The organism is Stenotrophomonas sp. YJH_SMC_46 (assembly GCF_059370315.1).
Genome location: NZ_JCAFTO010000005.1, coordinates 167,814 through 187,443, shown reverse-complemented (window position 1 = coordinate 187,443; position 19,630 = coordinate 167,814). Strand labels below are relative to the sequence as shown.

15 protein-coding genes are annotated in these 19,630 nt (G+C 67.4%); 7 read left to right on the top strand and 8 right to left on the bottom strand.

The window, feature by feature from the left end:
- Nucleotides 1-18 precede the first annotated feature (18 nt).
- From AC5P8C_RS16520 to AC5P8C_RS16495, 6 genes are all read right to left on the bottom strand, one after another.
- Nucleotides 19-810 (bottom strand): lysophospholipid acyltransferase family protein, encoded by a 792-nt coding sequence (locus tag AC5P8C_RS16520; protein ID WP_058980256.1) that lies wholly within the window; start codon nucleotides 808-810, stop codon nucleotides 19-21.
- Between the two features lie 121 nt (nucleotides 811-931).
- Nucleotides 932-1,366, bottom strand: coding sequence for a hotdog fold thioesterase (locus AC5P8C_RS16515; RefSeq protein ID WP_021204081.1), 435 nt, complete (start codon nucleotides 1,364-1,366; stop codon nucleotides 932-934).
- Between the two features lie 10 nt (nucleotides 1,367-1,376).
- Nucleotides 1,377-3,428 (bottom strand): phospholipase D family protein, encoded by a 2,052-nt coding sequence (locus tag AC5P8C_RS16510; protein WP_227852947.1) that lies wholly within the window; start codon nucleotides 3,426-3,428, stop codon nucleotides 1,377-1,379.
- On the bottom strand, nucleotides 3,425-4,063 hold the full coding sequence (locus AC5P8C_RS16505; RefSeq protein ID WP_180877370.1) for a YceI family protein: 639 nt from the start codon (nucleotides 4,061-4,063) through the stop codon (nucleotides 3,425-3,427). Before AC5P8C_RS16505 ends, AC5P8C_RS16510 begins: the two co-directional genes overlap by 4 nt.
- Nucleotides 4,064-4,067: 4 nt before the next feature.
- Nucleotides 4,068-4,544, bottom strand: coding sequence for a SixA phosphatase family protein (locus tag AC5P8C_RS16500; RefSeq protein ID WP_019661948.1), 477 nt, complete (start codon nucleotides 4,542-4,544; stop codon nucleotides 4,068-4,070).
- 49 nt (nucleotides 4,545-4,593) lie between these two features.
- A complete protein-coding gene (locus tag AC5P8C_RS16495) occupies nucleotides 4,594-5,223 on the bottom strand; it encodes a ParA family protein (RefSeq protein WP_495219117.1) in 630 nt (209 codons plus the stop codon).
- 123 nt (nucleotides 5,224-5,346) lie between these two features.
- Here AC5P8C_RS16495 and AC5P8C_RS16490 point away from each other — a divergent pair, with 123 nt between their 5' ends.
- Nucleotides 5,347-6,831 carry an AAA family ATPase gene (locus AC5P8C_RS16490; protein WP_495219115.1) on the top strand — a complete coding sequence of 495 codons (1,485 nt, stop codon included), beginning with the start codon at nucleotides 5,347-5,349 and terminating at the stop codon, nucleotides 6,829-6,831.
- A 727-nt stretch (nucleotides 6,832-7,558) separates the two neighbouring features.
- On the opposite strand, the gene AC5P8C_RS16485 is transcribed toward AC5P8C_RS16490, so the two are convergent.
- Nucleotides 7,559-8,194, bottom strand: a complete 636-nt coding sequence (locus AC5P8C_RS16485; RefSeq protein ID WP_019661950.1) for a tetratricopeptide repeat protein — start codon at nucleotides 8,192-8,194, stop codon at nucleotides 7,559-7,561.
- Nucleotides 8,195-8,365: 171 nt separating this feature from the next.
- On the opposite strand from AC5P8C_RS16485, the gene AC5P8C_RS16480 reads away from it, so the two are divergent.
- On the top strand, nucleotides 8,366-12,052 hold the full coding sequence (locus AC5P8C_RS16480) for an indolepyruvate ferredoxin oxidoreductase family protein (RefSeq protein ID WP_233653422.1): 3,687 nt from the start codon (nucleotides 8,366-8,368) through the stop codon (nucleotides 12,050-12,052).
- 85 nt (nucleotides 12,053-12,137) lie between these two features.
- On the opposite strand, the gene AC5P8C_RS16475 is transcribed toward AC5P8C_RS16480, so the two are convergent.
- Nucleotides 12,138-12,752, bottom strand: a complete 615-nt coding sequence (locus AC5P8C_RS16475) for a DUF938 domain-containing protein (RefSeq protein ID WP_019661952.1) — start codon at nucleotides 12,750-12,752, stop codon at nucleotides 12,138-12,140.
- A gap of 513 nt (nucleotides 12,753-13,265) precedes the next feature.
- Between AC5P8C_RS16475 and AC5P8C_RS16470 the strand changes: the two genes are divergently transcribed.
- The 5 genes from AC5P8C_RS16470 to AC5P8C_RS16450 are packed head-to-tail and all read left to right on the top strand — an operon-like array spanning nucleotide 13,266 to nucleotide 19,625.
- On the top strand, nucleotides 13,266-14,897 hold the full coding sequence (locus AC5P8C_RS16470) for a TldD/PmbA family protein (RefSeq protein WP_495219114.1): 1,632 nt from the start codon (nucleotides 13,266-13,268) through the stop codon (nucleotides 14,895-14,897).
- Between the two features lie 30 nt (nucleotides 14,898-14,927).
- Nucleotides 14,928-16,562, top strand: a complete 1,635-nt coding sequence (locus AC5P8C_RS16465) for a TldD/PmbA family protein (RefSeq protein WP_021203292.1) — start codon at nucleotides 14,928-14,930, stop codon at nucleotides 16,560-16,562.
- A gap of 21 nt (nucleotides 16,563-16,583) precedes the next feature.
- Nucleotides 16,584-17,918 (top strand): TldD/PmbA family protein, encoded by a 1,335-nt coding sequence (locus AC5P8C_RS16460; RefSeq protein ID WP_019661955.1) that lies wholly within the window; start codon nucleotides 16,584-16,586, stop codon nucleotides 17,916-17,918.
- Nucleotides 17,918-18,625 carry a DUF4159 domain-containing protein gene (locus AC5P8C_RS16455; RefSeq protein ID WP_019661956.1) on the top strand — a complete coding sequence of 236 codons (708 nt, stop codon included), beginning with the start codon at nucleotides 17,918-17,920 and terminating at the stop codon, nucleotides 18,623-18,625. The genes AC5P8C_RS16460 and AC5P8C_RS16455 overlap by 1 nt, the downstream gene beginning before the upstream one ends.
- Before the next feature lie 16 nt (nucleotides 18,626-18,641).
- The gene (locus AC5P8C_RS16450; RefSeq protein ID WP_495219113.1) at nucleotides 18,642-19,625 is read left to right on the top strand and encodes an AAA family ATPase; all 984 of its coding nucleotides are present in this window, start codon (nucleotides 18,642-18,644) and stop codon (nucleotides 19,623-19,625) included.
- The last annotated feature ends 5 nt before the right edge of the window (nucleotides 19,626-19,630 follow it).

Here is a 19,630-nt window from a genome sequence, read left to right as displayed (position 1 = left end):
ACCAGGGCCACCGTGCCCTCAACCGGTGCTCATGGCCGCCACGATGCGCGCGCGCGAGGTCTCCGCGATGCGCCGACGGCCTTCCAGGTCCTGTGCACCGATCGGTGCCAGGAAGTGCACTTCCGCACGCCGCGCCGGCTCACCGAGCAGGCGCAGGAAATTGGCGAAGAAGCTCTCGCCGGGGCCGAATGCCACGATGGTCTGTGCGTCACCCTTGAGCCCATAGACCAGCGCCACCGGCTGCACCGGAACGCCGGTTTCAACCGCGGCCTGGAAGATGCGGGCATGGAACGGCCCCACTTCGTGGCCACCGCGGGTGCGCCCTTCCGGGAACACGCCCACTGCCTTGCCGCCACGCAGGCGATCGGCCATCACCTGCATCACCCCGCCCAGCGACTCGGTGTTGCCACGCTGGTGGAAGATGGTCTGCCCGCGCGCAGCGAGCCAGCCGACCAGGGGCCAGCTGGCGATTTCGCGCTTGGCGACGAAGCCCATCATGCGCTGACTGTGCAGGATGCAGATGTCCACCCAGCTGACATGGTTGGCCACGAACAGCACGGCACCGGGCAGCGGCGCGCCCATCTGCACCAGGCGGAAGCCGAAGATCCACATCAGGCCCCCCTGCCACCAGTTCACCACCTTCGCCCCGAAGGTATCCTCGCCCACGCGCAGCTCGCCCCACGGCGGAAGCATGCCGATCAGGATCAGCGGCAGGAACACGGTGATGTGGACCAACAGCAGCGGTACGCGGTACAGGTAACGGCACACACGCGCCACGCCGCCACGGGGGGCCGGAGTGGGGGAAGTCATCCGCGCACGATACCGGAGCGTCGCAGCAGCTGCCAGCCGATTTAGGCCATAACCGCCATTGACCGGGGCAATCGGTGGGGAACGCTGGGTTCTGCCGTCGTCAACACGCCCGACCGGGGGCTCAACCGTGGCCGGCCGCCACCACCGCCAGGGTCAGCCGCGAAATGCATACCAGGCGACCCTGCTCGTCCTCGATGCGGATCTCCCACAGCTGGGTGCTGCGGCCCACATGCAGTGCGCGGGCGGTGCCGGTGACAATCCCCGAGCGCACCGCCCGCACGTGGTTGGCATTGATCTCCAGGCCCACGCAGACCTGCTTTGCGGTATCCACGCACAGGTTGCCGGCGCTGCTGCCCAGCGTCTCGGCCAGCACCACCGAGGCCCCGCCGTGCAGGATGCCGTAGGGCTGGCGGGTGCGCTGGTCCACCGGCATGGTGGCCTGCAGCCAGTCTTCGCCCGCTGCGCTGAAGACGATGCCCAGGGATTCGATCGCCGTGTTGCGGCTGAGCGCATTGAGCTGCTCGAGGGAAACGGCTTCGCGGAACACCTGGGTCATGCGGTCACCTTCAGAGAATGGGAACGAGGCCGGCACCGAATGCGGTCAGCATGCGCACCAGCAGCCACTTCGGGCCGACGTTGACTTCGGGGAAGTCGCCGACGGCAACGTAGCAGCGATGGAACTCCGGGTCCTGCCGTGGCAGCGGCTGCGGGCAGTCCGGGCCGGGCTTGAACTCGTAGTCGGTGGCATAGCGCCATGGCCAGAAGTCGAGGATCGGCAGCGCTTCGGAGGCTTTGCCGACGCTGTAGTTCAGCCCCGACAGCACCGGCGGCTTGGCCCGCGGCGCCACCGTCCAGGAGTTCTGCGGATGGGTATCGCGCAGGATGCTCTCGGCCAGCTGCTCGGCAAACACCGGATCATCGATGATCACCGCGCCTTCGGTGTTGTAGTTCTCGCTGCGCGGATCGAAGTTGTGGGTGCCGACCACGCCGATGCGGCGGTCGACCACCAGCGACTTGGCGTGCAGGCCCATGCGCGCGCCCTTGCGGGTGACCGGCAATGGCTTGTTGACCGCCTTGCTGCCCAGGAACGAGGGCCGCGTTTCGGTGCGCAGCAGGCGCGTTTCCACCTCGCTGCCGGCCGCGCGGCGGCGTTCGCGCGCGTTCTGGTAGGCACTGCCGGTACGCGGATGATTCACCACTGCCTGCCTGCGCGTTGTTGCCCGGTTCCCCTCGCTGCCCCCCCCGGCATTGCTGCCGGCGGCGCTGCCGCCGATCAGCGGGTTGCGGCCGCCGTCGTCGTCTGCCCCGGGGGCGGCGATCGGGTCGGGCAGCAGGTTGCGGTAATCGACCGGCGCATCCAGCGGGAACGGCTTGTATTCGAAGATGTTGAAGCCCAGTTCGCGCATGTTGCGCCGCTTGTACTTGTACGACAGCGCATACACGATGGGATTGTCGGTGGCCGCCAGGCTGTTGCTCGACACCACCACGCGCGGTGGCTGCGGGCGCTTGCGCAGCTCGCGGAACAGCTTCTGCGCGGGCTTGGACAGCACCAGGTACGGCGTCTGCAGGATCACTTCCTTCTGCGCACCGGCAATGAGCGCATCCAGCTGGGGCTCGGTCACGTGCTGGCCGGCCAGCGGGGCATCGGCCTTCTCGCGCCGGTGCTTGCGCGGCAGGTCGGCGACATAGCGCACCGAGGCCACCGGCAGCGCGGTATCCACGAAGGAACGGGTGACGAAGTCCATGTCATTGGCTTCGGCACTGACCCGCTGCACCCGTTCCGGGCGGCGGAACGTGGCGGGGGGCAGCGCCGGCACGCCCTCGCGCAGCAGGGTGCGGCCGACATCATTCAGGCGCTCGGCCGGCACGCTGCGCTGGGCACGCCAGAAGGCATCGAAGTTGGCCGCCATCGCACGCGCCTCGGGGCCGGCAATCAGCACGTCGCGGTCGCGGAAGTTGTACTCGCGGTCCCAGTCGTAGTAGTCGTCCTGGTAGTTGCGGCCTCCGACCACGCCGATTGCGTCGTCGATCACCAGCAGCTTGTTGTGCATGCGCTGGTTGAAGCGCCGGAAGCAGCACAGCACGCTGCCGGCATAGTCGAAGTAGTTCAGCCGGGCCTTGCCGAACGTCGGGTTGTAGACCCGCAGCTGGAAGTTCTGGTGGGCGCCGGACAGCGCGCCGAGGATCTGCAGGTCGGAGATCGCCGAGAGCTGGTCGATCAGCACCCGCACCTTCACCCCGCGCCGCGATGCAGCCAGCAGTTCGTCGATGACCAGCCGGGCGCTGTCGTCCTTGTCGAAGATGTAGGTCTGCAGGTCGATGCTGCGGGTGGCGCTGCGCAACAGGTTCAGCCGCGCCACCAGGGCGCCTTCTCCCTCGTCCAGCAGGGTGGCGTAGTGGCGCGGCTGCTCCGGGGTGGATTCGGTGAACGCCCGGCCGGCCAACGCCCGCAGCGGCGAGTCCTGTGCGCAGCGGTCGGCGCGCTGGCAGTCGACCTGGGTCGAGCGCGCCTGCACGGCGATCGCTTCGGCGCGGTCGCGCTCGGTATTGGACAGCGATGCACAACCGCTGCCCAGCAACACGGTTGCCAGCGCCAGTACACGCAGCAGGAGGTTCACGGTTTCGGCGCCTCGCTCAGGCGCGCTCGCAATACGAAGGTCACACGATCACTCAAGGCAAGCTGCCAGCTGTCCATTCCATACCGGCCTCGCTGCACGGTACCGCGGCTGACGACGTCGCAATCATAGCCGGGTCGGGCGCACTCCGCCTTCTCCACCCTCAGCTTCTCGGGATGGCTGACCCCGCGCAGGGTCAGCCGGCCGTTGATGTCACCCCCCTCTTCCACGGTCTCCGGCCAGTACGGCAGCGAGTCGAACTCGACCACCGGGTGGCGGCCCGCGTCGAAGAATTCCTCGCCGCGCATCCAGCCGGTATAGCGCGCCTTGCCGGGGATCTCGACCGAGCGCGTGAACATCTTGAGGTGCACCTGGTGGCGGCCATCGGAGAGGATCTCGATGCGGCCCTCGAAGTGCGGGAACACACCTTCGATGCGCTGGCCGAAGCGGGTGCGCACCTCGAAACCGATCTGCGAGCGTTGGGTGTCCAGGCGCAGGACCCGATGCGCTTCGGCGACCACCGGCGGCAGGGGCGTTGGCGTTGGCGTTGGCGTTGGCGGAGGAGGCGCGGCAGGCCAGGCCGCGCCGGAAGCCAGCAGCACGGGCAGCAGAAAGCGGCTGCGCCGCGCCAGACTCATTGGATCACGGCCACCAGAACGCGTTCAGGCTGGCCACGCCCGGCTCGATCGAAGCCTCGCGCGGGAAGCCGAGCACGGCAATGCCGGCCGGCGGCATGCCGCGGTAGTCGCTGCTGGTGCCGTCGGTCATCAGGGCCACCAGCTGCTCCAGGCCCGGGTTGTGGCCCACGATCAGCACCCGGTCCAGGTCGCGACGCTCGTCCACCAGCGCCGCCAGGGTGCCCGGGGTGGCTTCGTAGATCCGGTCTTCCAGGCGCTTCTCGACATAGCCGATGGCCGTCATCACCGCTTCCAGGGTCTCACGGGTACGTCGCGCCGGCGAGCACAGCACGCAGTCCGGCAGCAGGTTGTTCTCCTTCAGCCACTTGCCGGCGGCTTCGGCTTCGGCCAGCCCCACCGGCGACAACGGCCGGTCGAGGTCGGCCTGGCCGGGGGTCGCCGGCTCGGCATGGGCATGGCGCAGCAGGATCAATTCACGCATCGCGGGTTTCCATGAAGAAGAGGATGCAGCAGGAAGGGTGATGCAGGCATCAAAGCTTCAGCCAGGACAGCAGCGGCTCCCAATCGGCCTGGTGCTCGCGCACCTGGGCCGAGCGGTAGTCGAACAGGCTGCGGCCAAGGCCGGTCATGACCACATAGCTCTGGCTGTCGCGCAGCTGCGCGACCACCGGGTACGGCCATTCACCCAGCATCTGCAGCGCCTGCTGCGAGGTCTGGGTCCAGGGCTTGGTACGGTTGAGCACCAGACCCACTGGCAGCTTGCGGCTGTGCACGCGCGGGTTCTGGGCCAGGCTGTTGAGGAAACCGACGATGGCTTCGATATCCAGCGCCGAGGGCAGCACCGGCACCACCACCGCGTCGGCAGCGTCGAGGAAATGGGGAATATCGTCGGCCAGGGCGCCGGCCGGCGCATCGATGATGACGGTGTCGGTACCGTCGGGCAGCTTCTGCGCCCACTGCTTCTTCCGATATACGTCGATCGGCAGCACCGCACTTTCCAGCCCGGCACGGCGTTGTGCCCAGCGGGTGCTGGAGCCCTGCAGGTCGGCATCGGCAATCACCGTGGCCTTGCCCTGCAATGCCGCGTACGCGGCCAGGTGGGTGGCGACGGTGGTCTTGCCCACCCCGCCCTTGGAACCGGCCACCAGGATCGTCTTCATGCCAGCCTCGCTTCCGGGTACGTTCCCCGAGCGTACACCGGCGATGGTGGCGGGAGGTAGCGTCGTGCTGAACCAGCGGCCATCGCCTTTGCTATCGTGGCGCTCCCGAAGGATCGAACCGGCATGAGCGAACTGCAGGACCTGAGCGCGTTGATCCGCGCCAATACCCCACTGATCGTGATCGAGACCCAGGACGAGGGTCGCATCGTCGAGCTGTTCCGGCAGACGCTGATGCACGTATGGCGGGCGCTGCACCGCTGGTCGATCACCGAGGGCCTGCGCCGCATCGACCTGGACAGTGAAGACCCGCCGGTCGGGCCACCCGATGCCAGCGCGGCCCTGCAGATGATCCGCCAGGCCGACCAGCGCGGGGTCTACCTGCTGCTCGATTTCCACCCGTACCTGGGCTATGCCAGCCATCAGCGCGCCCTGCGCGACCTGATCCAGCGCCGCCACAGCGAGCCGCATGTGCTGGTGCTGATCGGTGCCAAGGTGGAGCTGCCGGCCGAGCTGGAAGCGTTGGCGGTGCGCTTCAACCCGCGCCTGCCTGATGCCAACGCCCTGTTGAAGATGCTGCGCGAAGAGGCCGACGCCTATGCGCGCGAGCACGGCGGCCGCCGGGTCGAAGTCGACAGCGAGGCGGTGAAGAAGATCCTGAAGAACCTGCAGGGCCTGAGCCTGGTCGATGCCCGGCGCATCGCGCGCCAGCTGATCTACGCCGATGGCGCGCTGCGCGACGACGACCTGCCGCAGCTGGCACGGCTGAAGTTCGAGCTGCTCAACCGCAGCGGCCACCTGTTCTTCGAGCATGACAGCGCGCGCTTCGGCGATGTGGCCGGCGCCAACCGGCTCAAGCGCTGGATCAGCCGGCGGCGCGTGGCCTTCATCGCCGGCTCGGCGCCGGCCGGGCTGGACCCGCCGCGCGGCATGTTGCTGCTGGGCGTGCAGGGCTGCGGCAAGTCGATGCTGGCCAAGGCCACCGCCGCCGGCTTCGGTGTACCGCTGCTGCGCCTGGACGTGGGCGCGCTGTACAACAAGTACCACGGCGAGACCGAGGCCAACCTGCGCCAGGCACTGGCCTCGGCCGAGCAGCTGGCACCCTGCGTGCTGTGGATGGACGAGATCGAGAAGGGCCTGGCCAGTGGTGGCGAGGACGGTGGCGTATCACGCCGTGTACTCGGCTACCTGCTGACCTGGATGGCCGAGCGCAAGGCGCCGGTGTTCATCGTCGCCACCGCCAACCAGGTGCACGAGCTGCCGGCCGAGCTGCTGCGCAAGGGCCGCTTCGACGAGATCTTCTTCGTTGACCTGCCTTCGCCTGACGTGCGCGTGGAACTGCTGCGGCTGCACCTGGGCCGGCGCCAGCTCAATGGCGACGACTTCGCGCTGCCGGCGCTGGCGGCCGCGGCCAATGGTTTCTCCGGCGCGGAGATCGAGCAGGCGATCGTGGCCGGGCTGTATGCAGCGCACGCCGAAGGCCGGCCGCTGGACACCGAGCTGCTGATGAACGAGATCCGCGCCACGCGGCCGCTGTCGGTGCTGATGGCCGAGCAGGTGGAGGCATTGCGGGCGTGGGCGTCGGGACGGACGGTTTCCGCGGACGACTGAGTTTCCAGCGAACGGCGCAGCCCCTCGTGGTTGATCGCTCAAAGCAACAGCCGTGGTTGGCCGGGCGGGGTGGGTTCGCGGGGGACGCCGTAAACCCATCCATGGGGGCTTGGCCGCGGCATCCATGCCGCGGACACCCCCGCGAACCCATCCCGCCCGGCCTCTGACAGTTTCCGGGGGCGATCAGCCACGCAGAAGAAAGAAGAAGAGCAAGAGCAAAAGCGGAACCGGTTGGCTGGCCGCTTTTTTGTAGAGCCGAGCCCACGCTCGGCTGCTCTTCGATCAAATATCGAATAGTCGATTCCGATGCAGATTCATCCACGCATGGCGTGGATCTACCGTGTCGACCAAGGTCGACACCTACCAACAGCAGCGGGGATCTGTCAGGGGTGGGGCGGTGTGGGTTGGCAGGACCGTTGGCGCCATGGGCCCGAGGCATGCCTCGGGCGGGTTGGGCAGGACGCCCAACCCCGGTCTTGCCGTGTGCGCAGGACAGCGCACACGAGCAAGGCGCCATCGAGCCCCCATGGGTGAGGGCGCTTTGCTTGCGAAGCACTGCTTCGCAAGCGCCCGAACGCACAGCCGCCAGCGGCTGGGCCGGTCTGGGGGTTTACGGCGTGTCCTGCCAACCCACACCGCCCCGCCATCCCGCGGATTGCCCGCTGTTGCTGTTGCTTCGGCTGTTGCCTCTGCGGGTGCCGGGTGCAACCCGGCGCAACCTCCTCCCTCAGGGCCAGGCAGGCGGTGCGGCCGCCCAGGCCTGCTGCACTTCGGCCAGCGACGCACGCTCATCCTCGCGCCACTGCGGCAGCAGCTGCGCATAGTTGGCCGTGGTATTCCACTGCGTCGGCTCGGTGCGTACCGCAGCCGCATACCACTGCACCGCCTCCTGCTTCTGCCCCATCCGCCACAATGCCAGCGCATAGGTCGGCGGCACCCAGCTCGGCTTGGTACGCGCATTGGCGGCCGAGGCCAGCCACTGTTCCAGCGCCGCCTCTGGCTTGCCCTGGCGCAGCAGGTCCCAGCCGTAGTTCCAGCGCACGCTGCGGCCACTGCTGCTCTGTGCCGGGGCCTCTTTCATCGCCTCGGCATACAACTGCTCGGCCAGCTCGCCACGGCCCTGCGCACCGGCCACCGAGGCCAGTTGTACCGTGGCCTCGACCGCACGGCGGCCGCGTTCACGCAGCTTGACCAGCTGGGCGACCAGATCATCGCCCCCGCCCTGCACCGCCACCATCGGCGTGGCCGCCGGGTCATTGTCGAAGTAGAACTCCTGTGGTGCCGGCATGGCCGGCGCGGCCCACGCCGTGGCCGCTCCCGAGGCCAGCAGCACGCTGGCCAGGATCTTTCCTGGAACTGACATCCCTTCTCCCCAGGCCGCGACTGCAGCCTCCCTCTCTCTCTCCCCGATCCTAACCCCAGCACCGCCACGGGCGCGAGTGCCGGGGCCTGCGCGGCCCCGCTGCTACAATTCGCGCCTTTCCCGCTGCGTGCGTGCACGCGGCCGGTGCCAGCCGATCCTACCGGGCCAGCCATGACCAGTACCGCGCAACTCACTTCGCCCTCTTCCGCCGACCTGCTCGACCGTGACTACACGCTCGACCACAAGTACACCCGCAACGAGGGGCGGATCTACCTGAGTGGCGTGCAGGCGCTGGTGCGGCTGCCGCTGATGCAGCGCCTGCGCGATGCCGCCGAAGGCATCGACAGCGCCGGCTTCGTCAGCGGCTATCGTGGCAGCCCGCTGGGTGGCTTCGACCTGGAACTGTGGCGCGCGCGCAAGCATCTTGAAGCGGCGAAGGTGAAGTTCACCCCGGGCCTGAACGAGGACCTGGGCGCCACCATGGTGTGGGGCACGCAGCAGACCAACCTGTTCCCCGGCGCCAACGTGCAGGGCGTGTTCGGCATGTGGTACGGCAAGGGCCCTGGCGTGGACCGCTGCGGCGACGTGTTCAAGCATGCCAATGCCGCCGGCACCTCGCGCTACGGCGGCGTGCTGGCGCTGGCCGCCGATGACCATGCCTGCCGCAGTTCGACCCTGCCGCACGGCAGCGAAGACGAATTCGTCAGCGCGATGATGCCGGTTCTCAACCCCGCCGGCGTGCAGGACATCCTCGACATGGGCCTGCTGGGCTGGGCGATGAGCCGTTACACCGGCCGCTGGGTCGGCTTCAAGACCATTGCCGAGACGGTGGAATCGTCGGCCTCGGTGCAGGTCGATCCGATGGCGCGCCGCATCGTGCTGCCGGAAGACTTCGAAATGCCCCCGGGTGGCCTCAACATCCGCTGGCCGGACCCGCCGCTGGACCAGGAGATGCGCCTGCACCGCTATGCGGTGAAGGCCGCACAGGCGTTCGCCCGCGCCAACGGCATCGACAAGGTGGTGATGGACGCGCCGCGCGCGCGGCTGGGCATCGTCACCACCGGCAAGAGCTACCTGGACGTGCTGCAGGCGCTGGAATACCTTGGCCTGGATGAAGCCGCGTGCGCCGACATCGGCATCCGCGTGTACAAGGTCGGCATGACCTGGCCGCTGGAACCGCAGGGCATCGCGCGCTTCGCGCAGGGCCTGGAAGACATCATCGTGGTGGAGGAGAAGCGTGCCTTCATCGAGCGCCAGATGAAGGAACAGTTCTTCAACTGGCCGGCCAGCTGGGGCCACCGCCCGTCCATCGTCGGCAAGTACGATGAAAGCGGCGAATGGATCCTGCCGTCCACCGGTGAACTGACCCCGGCCACCATCGCCGGCGTGATCGGTCGCCGCATCCAGAAGTTCTTCAACAACGAGTCGATTGAGCAGCGCCTGCAGTGGATGCAGGAAAAGGAAGCCGAGCTTGCGTTGCCGCGCGCCAGCTTCCCGCGCGTGCCGCACTACTGCTCAGGCTGCCCGCACAACACCTCCACCCAGGTGCCGGAAGGTTCACGTGCGCTGGCCGGCATCGGTTGCCATTACATGGTGACCTGGATGGACCGCAGCACCGACACCTTCACCCACATGGGCGGCGAAGGCGTGACCTGGGCCGGGCAGGCGCCGTTCACCGACACCCCGCACGTGTTCCAGAACCTGGGCGACGGCACCTATTTCCACAGCGGCTCGCTGGCGATCCGCCAGGCGGTCGCCGCCGGCGTCAACATCACCTACAAGATCCTCTACAACGATGCGGTGGCGATGACCGGCGGCCAGCCGGTGGACGGCCCGCTGAGCGTGCCGGACATCGCAAAGCAGATGCGCGCCGAAGGCATCCACACCATCATGGTGCTGTCGGACAACATCGGCAAGTGGACCGGCCAGCGCGAACACTTCCCCAGCGACGTGGAGTTCCACGACCGCAGCGAACTGGAGGAGGTGCAGAAGCGCCTGCGCGAAGTGAAGGGTGTTTCGATTCTGATCTACGAACAGACCTGCGCCACCGAGAAGCGTCGCCGCCGCAAGCGCGGCAAGCTGGAAGATCCGCAGAAGCGGGTGCTGATCAATTCGCTGGTCTGCGAAGGCTGCGGCGACTGCGGCAAGAAGAGCTTCTGCGTGTCGGTGCTGCCGAAGGAAACCGAGTTCGGGCGCAAGCGCGAGATCGACCAGTCCAACTGCAACAAGGACTATTCCTGCGTGAACGGCTTCTGCCCGAGCTTCGTCACCGTGCACGGTGGCCAGCCGCGCAAGGGCAGCAAGCGCGATGCCTCCACGCTGCTGGACAACCTGCCGGCGCCGACGATCCGCGGCACGCTTGAGCAGCCCTGGAACATCCTGATCACCGGCGTCGGCGGTACCGGCGTGGTGACCATTGGCGCGCTGCTGGGCATGGCCGGCCACCTGGAGGGCAAGGGCGCGACCGTGCTCGACCAGACCGGCCTGGCGCAGAAGGGTGGCGCGGTGACCACGCACATCCGCATCGCACGCCGCCCGGATGACATCCACGCCGTGCGCATCGCCGCCGGTGAAGCCGACCTGGTGCTGGGCTGCGACATGGTGGTGGTCAACGACTACTGGGCGCTGTCGAAGGTGCGTGCCGGCCGTTCGCAGGTGGTGCTGAACACCTACGAAGCGATGCCGGGTACCTTCACCACCCGCCCGGACATGCAGTTCCCCGCCGCCGACATCATCGCCGGTGTGCGTGTGGCACTGGGCGGCCAGGAGCCGTTGCTGCTGGATGCCACCCAGCTGGCCACCGCGCTGCTGGGCGATGCCATCGCCGCCAACCTGTTCATCCTCGGCTACGCCTGGCAGCAGGGCCTGGTGCCGCTGTCGTTCGAGTCGCTGATGCGCGCCATCGAGCTCAATGGCGCTGCGGTGGCCATGAACCAGCAGGCCTTCGCCTGGGGCCGCCTGGCCGCGGTCGATCCGCAGGCCGTGCAGCAGGCCGCCGGCCTGGTGCGCAACCGCCACACCGATACCGAATCCACCCCGGGCCCGCTGCATCCGCTGCCGCCGGGCGAATGGGAGGGCAACGAATGGGGCGCCACCGCTGCACCGCGCAACACCGGCGACGAACGCGAGCTGCGCGGCCTGCCCTCGCACGGTGGCGACGTGGCATTCCTGCCGCTGGACGACGCGCGCCTGTCGCGCTCGCTGGATGAAATGATCGAGCGCCGCGCCGCCTTCCTGGTCGAGTACCAGGATGCTGCCTACGCCACGCGTTACCGTGATCTGGTGGCACGCGTGCGCGCTACCGAAGCCGAGCGTATCGGCGGCTCCACCGCGTTGACCGAGACGGTGGCCCGCTACCTGTTCAAGCTGATGGCCTACAAGGACGAGTACGAAGTGGCCCGCCTGTACACCAGCGGCGACTTCCAGCGACGCCTGCAGCAGCAGTTCGAGGGCGACTATCAGCTGCGCTTCCACCTGGCGCCGCCACTGTTCGCCAGGAAGGACGAGCAGGGCCGGTTGCTGAAGAAGGAATACGGCCCGTGGATGTTCAAGGCGTTTGGCTTGCTGGCGAAGCTGAAGTTCCTGCGTGGCGGCCGCTTCGACGTGTTCGGCCGCACCGAAGAGCGGCGCATGGAGCGCAAGCTGATCAGTGATTACGAGGCCACTGTGCAGGTGCTGCTGGATGGCCTGGATGACGACCGCCTGGCGCTGGCGGTGGAGATCGCCAGCATTCCCGAACACATCCGCGGCTTCGGCCACGTCAAGGAAGCGCATTTCGAGCAGGCCAAGGCGCGCGAAGCGGCCCTGCTGGCGCAGTGGCGCAATCCGAAGGCGCTGCATATCGTGCAGGTGGCTTGATGGTAGTGCCGGCCGCTGGCCGGCATTCATCCCGGCATTCATCCCGGCAATCGGTTGCCGGCCAGCGGCCGGCACTACCGATGGATTACCCCAGCCGCCACAGCAGCAGGCGATTGTTGGCCGGCATCGCCACATCGCCCAACCGGGTGAATCCGTTGTCGGCCGCCAGCGCCTGCACCGCTTCGCTGTCGCGGATGCCGCTGCGCGGATCACGTGCCTTCAGCCAGGCATCGAACTGCGCATTGCTGTCGCTGGTGTAGCGGCCGCCGTAGTTGAACGGGCCATACACCGCCAGCAGCGCACCGTGGCGCAACAGGGGCGGCAGCGCCGCGAACAATGACTGGACGTGTGCCCAGCTCATGATGTGCAGGGTGTTGGCGCTGAATGCGGCATCGAACGTACTGCCCGGTGCCAGGTTCAGGCCGGGCGCTGGCGGCAGTTCCACCTGCAGCGCTACCGGCGGCAGCAGATTCAGCAATGCCGTTTCGGCACGCCATGCCTCGATGCCTGGCAGGTGGTCCGGATGATCACTGGGCTGCCAGCGCAGCCAGGGCCAGCGCTCGGCAAAGAAGGCCGCATGCTGGCCGGTGCCGCTGCCGATCTCCAGCACCCGGTGGCGGTCGCCCATCCACGGGTCGAGCGCGGCGGCGATGGGTTCGCGGTTGCGTTCGCAGGCTTCTGAATACGGCTTGCTCGACATCAGGACGGTGTCCAGGCGGGGTCGGCCCCATTGTGCACGAGGGGGTGTTGCTCGGCAGGGCTTGCAGCCCTGCACCCGCAGGAGCAACGGCAAAGGCCGAAGCAACGTCAAAAGCGGACTTCCTGTGGGTTGGTGGGGCGGTGTCGGATTGCGGGGTGTCAGCCGCATGGGCCCGAGGCATGCCTCGGGCGGGTTGGGCAGGACGCCCAATCCCGGTCTTGCCGTGTGCGCAGGAAAGCGCACACGAGCAAGCGGCTGCCAAGCCTACACGGACGTACTTGCGGCGTCCCCGCAATCCGACATCGCCCCGCCATCCCACGGAATGCCGCTCTGGCTCTGGCTCTGGCTTTGGCCGTTGCATTGAGCAGGTGCAGGGCTGCAAGCCCTGCCGAAACCCCCACCAACCATGACTGCAGTCACTTGCCCGGACGCGCCGCGCTGGCGAAAGTCGAGAAGTTGACGTGATCGGCTCGACCCATTGTCGGCCGAACGCAAGCGAGAGAGAGAAACGCTGTGCAACGACGTGAGTTCCTGGCTTTTTCCGGTCTTGGCCTGGCGGGCCTGCTGCTGCCGCATTCCCGTGCCATCGCCGCCGAGCAGTTGCTGGCCCCGGTCGACACCGCCCAGCGCAGGCGCCTGGCCGAGGTCGCGCTGGCCGCCGCACGCACTGCCAAGGCCAGCTACTGCGATGTCCGCATCGGCCGCTATCTCAACCAGTCGGTCATCACCCGCGAACACCAGGTCGGCAATGTGACCAACCGCGAATCATCCGGTGTGGGCGTGCGGGTGATCGTCAACGGCGCGTGGGGCTTCGCTGCAACCCATCAGCAGACCGAGGCCGCCGTGCGCGCCGCGGTCGAGCAGGCAGCGGCAATCGCCCGCGCCAATGCCGGCATCCAGACCCGGCCGGTACAGCTGGCGCCGACGCCGTCGGTCGGCGAAGTGCGCTGGCACACGCCAGTGCGGAAGAACGCCATGGCGGTGCCGATCCAGGACAAGGTCGAACTGCTGCTGGCGCTCAACGCCGCCGCGCTGGATGCGGGCGCCGACTACATCAATTCCACGTTGTTCCTGGTCAACGAACAGAAGTACTTCGCCTCCAGCGACGGCTCGTTCATCGACCAGGACATTCACCGCATCTGGCTGCCGTTTACCGCCACCGCCATCGACAAGGCCAGCGGGAGGTTCCGTACCCGCGCCGGCCTCTCCTCGCCGATGGGCATGGGCTACGAGTTCCTCGATGGCGATGCGCGTGGCAAGGTCCAGCTGCCCGGCGGCATCACCGCCTACCGCGATTCCTACGACCCGGTCGAAGACGCCATCGCCGCCGCCCGCCACGCGCGCGAGAAACTGAAGGCGCCGTCGGTGAAGCCGGGTAAGTACGACCTGGTGCTGGACCCGTCCAACCTGTTCCTGACCATCCACGAGAACGTCGGCCACCCGTTGGAGCTGGACCGCGTGCTCGGCTACGAAGCCAACTACGCCGGCACCAGCTTCGCCACGCTGGACAAGCGCGATGCCGGCTTCCGCTGGGGCAGCGACATCGTCACTTTCTTCGCCGACAAGACCCAGCCGGGCAGCCTCGGCGCCGTCGGCTACGACGATGAAGGGGTGAAGACGCAGCGCTGGGACCTGGTGCGCGACGGCATCCTGGTTGACTACCAGGCCACCCGCGACGAGGCCCATATCCTCGGCCGCGATGCATCGCACGGCTGCAGCTACGCCGATTCCTGGTCCAGCGTGCAGTTCCAGCGCATGGCCAATGTCTCGCTGGCACCGGGCAAGCAGCCGCTCAGTGTCGAGGACATGATCAAGAACGTGGAAAACGGCATCTGGATCCACGGCCGCGGTTCGTATTCGATCGACCAGCAGCGCTACAACGCGCAGTTCGGCGGCCAGCTGTACTACCAGATCAAGGATGGGAAGATTGCCGGCATGGTTGAGGATGCGGCCTACCAGATCCGCACGCCGGAATTCTGGAATGCCTGCACCGCCATCTGCGATGAACGCGACTTCCGCCTGGGCGGTTCGTTCTTCGACGGCAAGGGCCAGCCCGGCCAGGTCTCGGCGGTCTCGCACGGTTCGTCCACCACCCGCTTCAACGGCATCAACATCATCAACACCGCGCGCAGTCTCGGCGCTTGAGCCACCCATCCTTCGACATGGAGAGCAGCCTTGCAAAGACGTGACTTCCTGGCCCTGACCGGGCTTACTGCGGGCGGGCTGATCGTGCCCTCCTTCTTCGGCAAGGTGATCGCCGCCGAGCAGCTGCAGTCCAGCCTGGACCCGGCGCTGAAGAAGCGCCTGGCCGACGCTGCGTTGCAGGCCGCACGCAGCGCCGGCGCCACCTACTGCGACGTGCGCATCGGCCGCTACCTGCGGCAGTTCGTGATCACCCGCGAAGACAAGGTGCAGAACGTGGTGAACACCGAGTCCACCGGCGTGGGCATCCGCGTGATCGTCAACGGCGCCTGGGGCTTTGCCGCCACCAATGCGCTGGGTACCGCCGATGTGGCCAGGGCGGCGCAGCAGGCCGCGGCGATCGCCAAGGCCAATGCTGGCGTGCAGACCGCGCCGGTGCAGCTGGCCAAGGCGCCGGGTGTGGGTGAGGTGAGCTGGCGCACGCCGATCCGCAAGAATGCGATGGAGGTGCCGATCAAGGAAAAGGTCGATCTGCTGCTGGACGTCAACGCCGCGGCGATGGGCGCCGGCGCCAGCTTCGTCAATTCGATGCTGTTCCTGGTGAACGAGCAGAAGTACTTCGCCTCCACCGACGGCTCCTACATCGACCAGGACGTGCACCGCATCTGGGCGCCGATGACGGTCACCGCCATCGACAAGTCCAGCGGCAAGTTCCGCACCCGCGAGGGCCTGTCCTCGCCGATGGGGCTGGGCTACGAGTACCTCGATGGCGCCGCCGCCGGCAAGGTGCACAGCCCCAATGGCGTGGTCAACTACAGCACCTCCTACGACATGAAGGAGGACGCCGTCGCCGCCGCCAGGCAGGCACAGGAAAAGCTGAAGGCACCGTCGGTGAAGCCGGGCAAGTACGATCTGGTGCTCGACCCGTCACACACCTGGCTGACCATCCACGAGTCGATCGGCCACCCGCTGGAGCTGGACCGTGTGCTCGGCTACGAAGCCAACTACGCCGGCACCAGCTTCGCCACCCTGGACAAGCGCGAACAGCAGTTCCAGTACGGCAGCGAGCTGGTCAACATCTTCGCCGACAAGACCCAGCCGGGCAGTCTGGGCGCGGTGGCGTACGACGATGAAGGCGTGAAGTGCAAGCGCTGGGACCTGATCAGCAACGGCAAGCTGGTGGATTACCAGACCATCCGCGACCAGGCCCACATCCTCGGCAAGAGCGAGTCCGACGGCTGCTGCTATGCCGACTCGTGGTCCAGCGTGCAGTTCCAGCGCATGGCCAACGTGTCGATGGCACCGGGCAAGAAGCCGCTGAGCGTGCCCGACCTGATCAAGGACGTGGAGAACGGCATCTACATCATCGGTGACGGTTCGTTCTCGATCGACCAGCAGCGCTACAACGCGCAGTTCGGCGGCCAGCTGTTCTACGAGATCAAGAACGGCCAGATCACCCGCATGCTGGAAGACGTGGCCTACCAGATCCGCACGCCGGAGTTCTGGAATGCCTGCACCGCCGTGGCCGACGAGCGCGACTACCGCCTGGGCGGTTCGTTCTTCGACGGCAAGGGCCAGCCGGGCCAGGTCTCGGCGGTCTCGCACGGTTCGTCCACCGCGCGCTTCAACGGCATCAACGTCATCAACACCGCACGCAGCCTCGGCTGATCGGTCAGGAGCCCTTACACCATGAGTATCTTCACCGAAGCCCAGGCCAAGGCCATCCTCGACAAGGTCATCGCCCTGTCCAAGGCCGACGAGTGCACCGCCGTGCTGTCCGGCGCGATCAGCGGCAACATCCGTTTCGCGCTGAACAATGTCTCCACCAGCGGCATCGTCGATAACACCGAGCTGGCGGTCACCGTCGCCTTCGGCAAGCGCGTCGGCACCGCCTCGATCAACGAGTTCGACGACGCCGCGCTGGAACGCGTGGTGCGCCGTGCTGAAGACCTGGCGCGCCTGGCCCCGGAGAACCCGGAGTTCATGCCGGCCATCGGCAAGCAAAGCTACCGTCCCAGCCCGACCTTCAGCGAATCCACCGCCGCGATCGATCCGGCCTTCCGCGCGAAGGTTGCCGCCGATTCGATCGCCCCGTGCCGTGGCAACGGGCTCATTGCCGCCGGCTTCCTCGAGGACGGCCAGGGCTTCCAGGCGACCGCCAACAGCAACGGCAACTTCGCCTACCAGCGCACCACCAACTTCGATTACACCTGCACCGTGCGTACCGAAGATGGCCGCGGTTCGGGTTGGGTCGGCCGCAACCTGAAGGATGCCGCCGACTTCAAGGCCGACCAGGACATCCGCATCGCCATGCGCAAGGCCACCGAATCGGCCGAAGCCAAGGCGCTGGAACCGGGCAAGTACACGGTGATCCTGGAGCCGGCCGCGGCGGCAGGCCTGATCAGCTTCATGATGAACTTCTTCAGCGCACGCTCGGCCGATGAAGGCCGCAGCTTCCTGTCAAAAAAGGGTGGCGGCAACAAGCTGGGCGAGCAGGTCTACGACCCGCGCGTGACCATGATCGCCGACCCGTGGCATCCGGAGGCGCCGGTGCTGCCGTGGGACAACGAAGGCCTGCCGCGCGAACGCATGGCGATCATCGAGAACGGCAGGATCGCCAACCTGGACTACTCGCGTTTCTGGGCGCAGAAGCAGGGCAAGACCGCCAAGGCCTCGCCGGGCAACCTGCTGATGAGTGGTGGCGACAAGAGCACCGCCGAGCTGGTACGCGGCACCCAGAAGGGTATCCTGGTCACCCGCACGTGGTACATCCGCATGGTCGATCCGCAGACCGTGCTGCTGACCGGCCTGACCCGCGACGGTACCTTCTACATCGAGAACGGCCAGATCAAGCATCCGGTGAAGAACTTCCGCTTCAACGAATCGCCGGTGATCATGCTCAACAACATCGAAGAGCTGGGCAGGCCGGTGCGCGTGGCCGGTGATGAATCCAGCTTCGTGATGATGATCCCGCCAATGAAGCTGCGCGATTTCACCTTCACCTCGCTGTCCGACGCGGTCTGATGGATCGCCGGGCCTGCCTGCGCTGGTTGGCTGCTGCCGCTTCGGCGGCGGCGCTGCCGGCCTGGGCACAGGCAGGCCCGCGCAGTTCGCGCTACGACTTCTGGTTCACCCGCCTGCAGTACGACTCCGGTGACTGGGACGTGGACGCGCGCATGCCGTCCAACCTGATCACCTCGCTGATCGACTACACCTCGCTGCGCGTGGACCCGCAGGAGCACGTGGTGGCACTGGCCGACCCGCGCATGCTGGAAGCGCCGTTCTGCTACCTGGCCGGCCACACGCTGGTGGAGTTCAATGCCGCCGAGCGGCAGAACTTCGTGCGCTATGTGCGCAATGGCGGCTTCGTCTTCGTGGACGACTGCAACCACGACATCGATGGCCTGTTCGCCACCTCGTTCGAGGCGCAGATGGGTCGCCTGTTCGGCCCGAAGGCACTGCAGAAGCTGCCCAACAGCCACCCGCTGTACCGCAGCTTCTTCCGCTTCCCCGACGGCCCGCCCGCCACCAGTTTCGAACTCAACGGCTGGGGCGACGACCTGGTGCACGACTACCTGAAGGGCATCGAGGTCGATGGCCGCCTGGGGCTGCTCTACAGCAACAAGGACTACGGCTGCGAGTGGGACTACGACTGGCGCAACAAGCGTTTCCTGGCCGAAGACAACACCCGCTTCGGCGTCAACATCGTGATGTACGCGTTGAACAACTGATAGGACCTGCACGCCCATGACCTCCCCCGACCTCGATTCCCTGCTGCCGCGCCTGGATGCGCTGCGCGCCGCGCTTGCACGCGCAGTGGTGGGCCAGAACACCGTGGTCGAGCAGCTGCTGATCGGCCTGCTGGCCGGCGGCCACTGCCTGCTGGAAGGCGCGCCCGGGCTCGGCAAGACCCTGCTGGTGCGCTCGCTCGGGCAGGCGCTGGAGCTGCAGTTCCGGCGCGTGCAGTTCACCCCCGACCTGATGCCCAGCGACATCCTCGGCACCGAGCTGCTGGAAGAAGACCACGGCACCGGCCATCGCCATTTCCGCTTCCAGCAGGGCCCGATCTTCACCCACCTGCTGCTGGCCGACGAACTCAACCGTACCCCGCCCAAGACCCAGGCCGCACTGCTGGAAGCGATGCAGGAGCGCACGGTCAGCTACGCCGGCACCACCTACGCGCTGCCCGCGCCGTTCTTCGTGCTGGCCACGCAGAACCCGATCGAGCAGGCCGGCACCTACCCGCTGCCGGAGGCACAGCTGGACCGCTTCCTGCTGCACGTGCTGGTGGATTACCCCAGCGAAGACGAGGAGCGGCAGATCCTGGAACAGACCACCGGCGGTACCACCGACGCGGTACCGAAGGTGATGGATGCCGAAGCGGTGACCGCACTGCAGGCGGCCGTGCGCCAGGTGCATGTCAGCCCCGATGTGCTGGCCTGGATCACCCGCCTGGTGCGTGCCAGCCGGCCGGGCGAAGGCGCACCGGCAGCGATCAACCAGTGGGTGAAGTGGGGCGCCGGTACGCGCGCCGGCCAGTCGCTGGTGCTCGCGGCAAAAGCGCGCGCACTGCTGCAGGGCCGCTTCGCCGCCACCCGCGAGGACGTGCAGGTACTGGCCGCACCGGTGATGCGCCATCGCCTGCTGCTGTCGTTCGCCGCCGAAGCCGAGCAGAAGCGTGCCGACGACGTGGTCGCTGCCCTGCTGCAGGCCGTGCCGTTCCCGGGTTGAGCCAC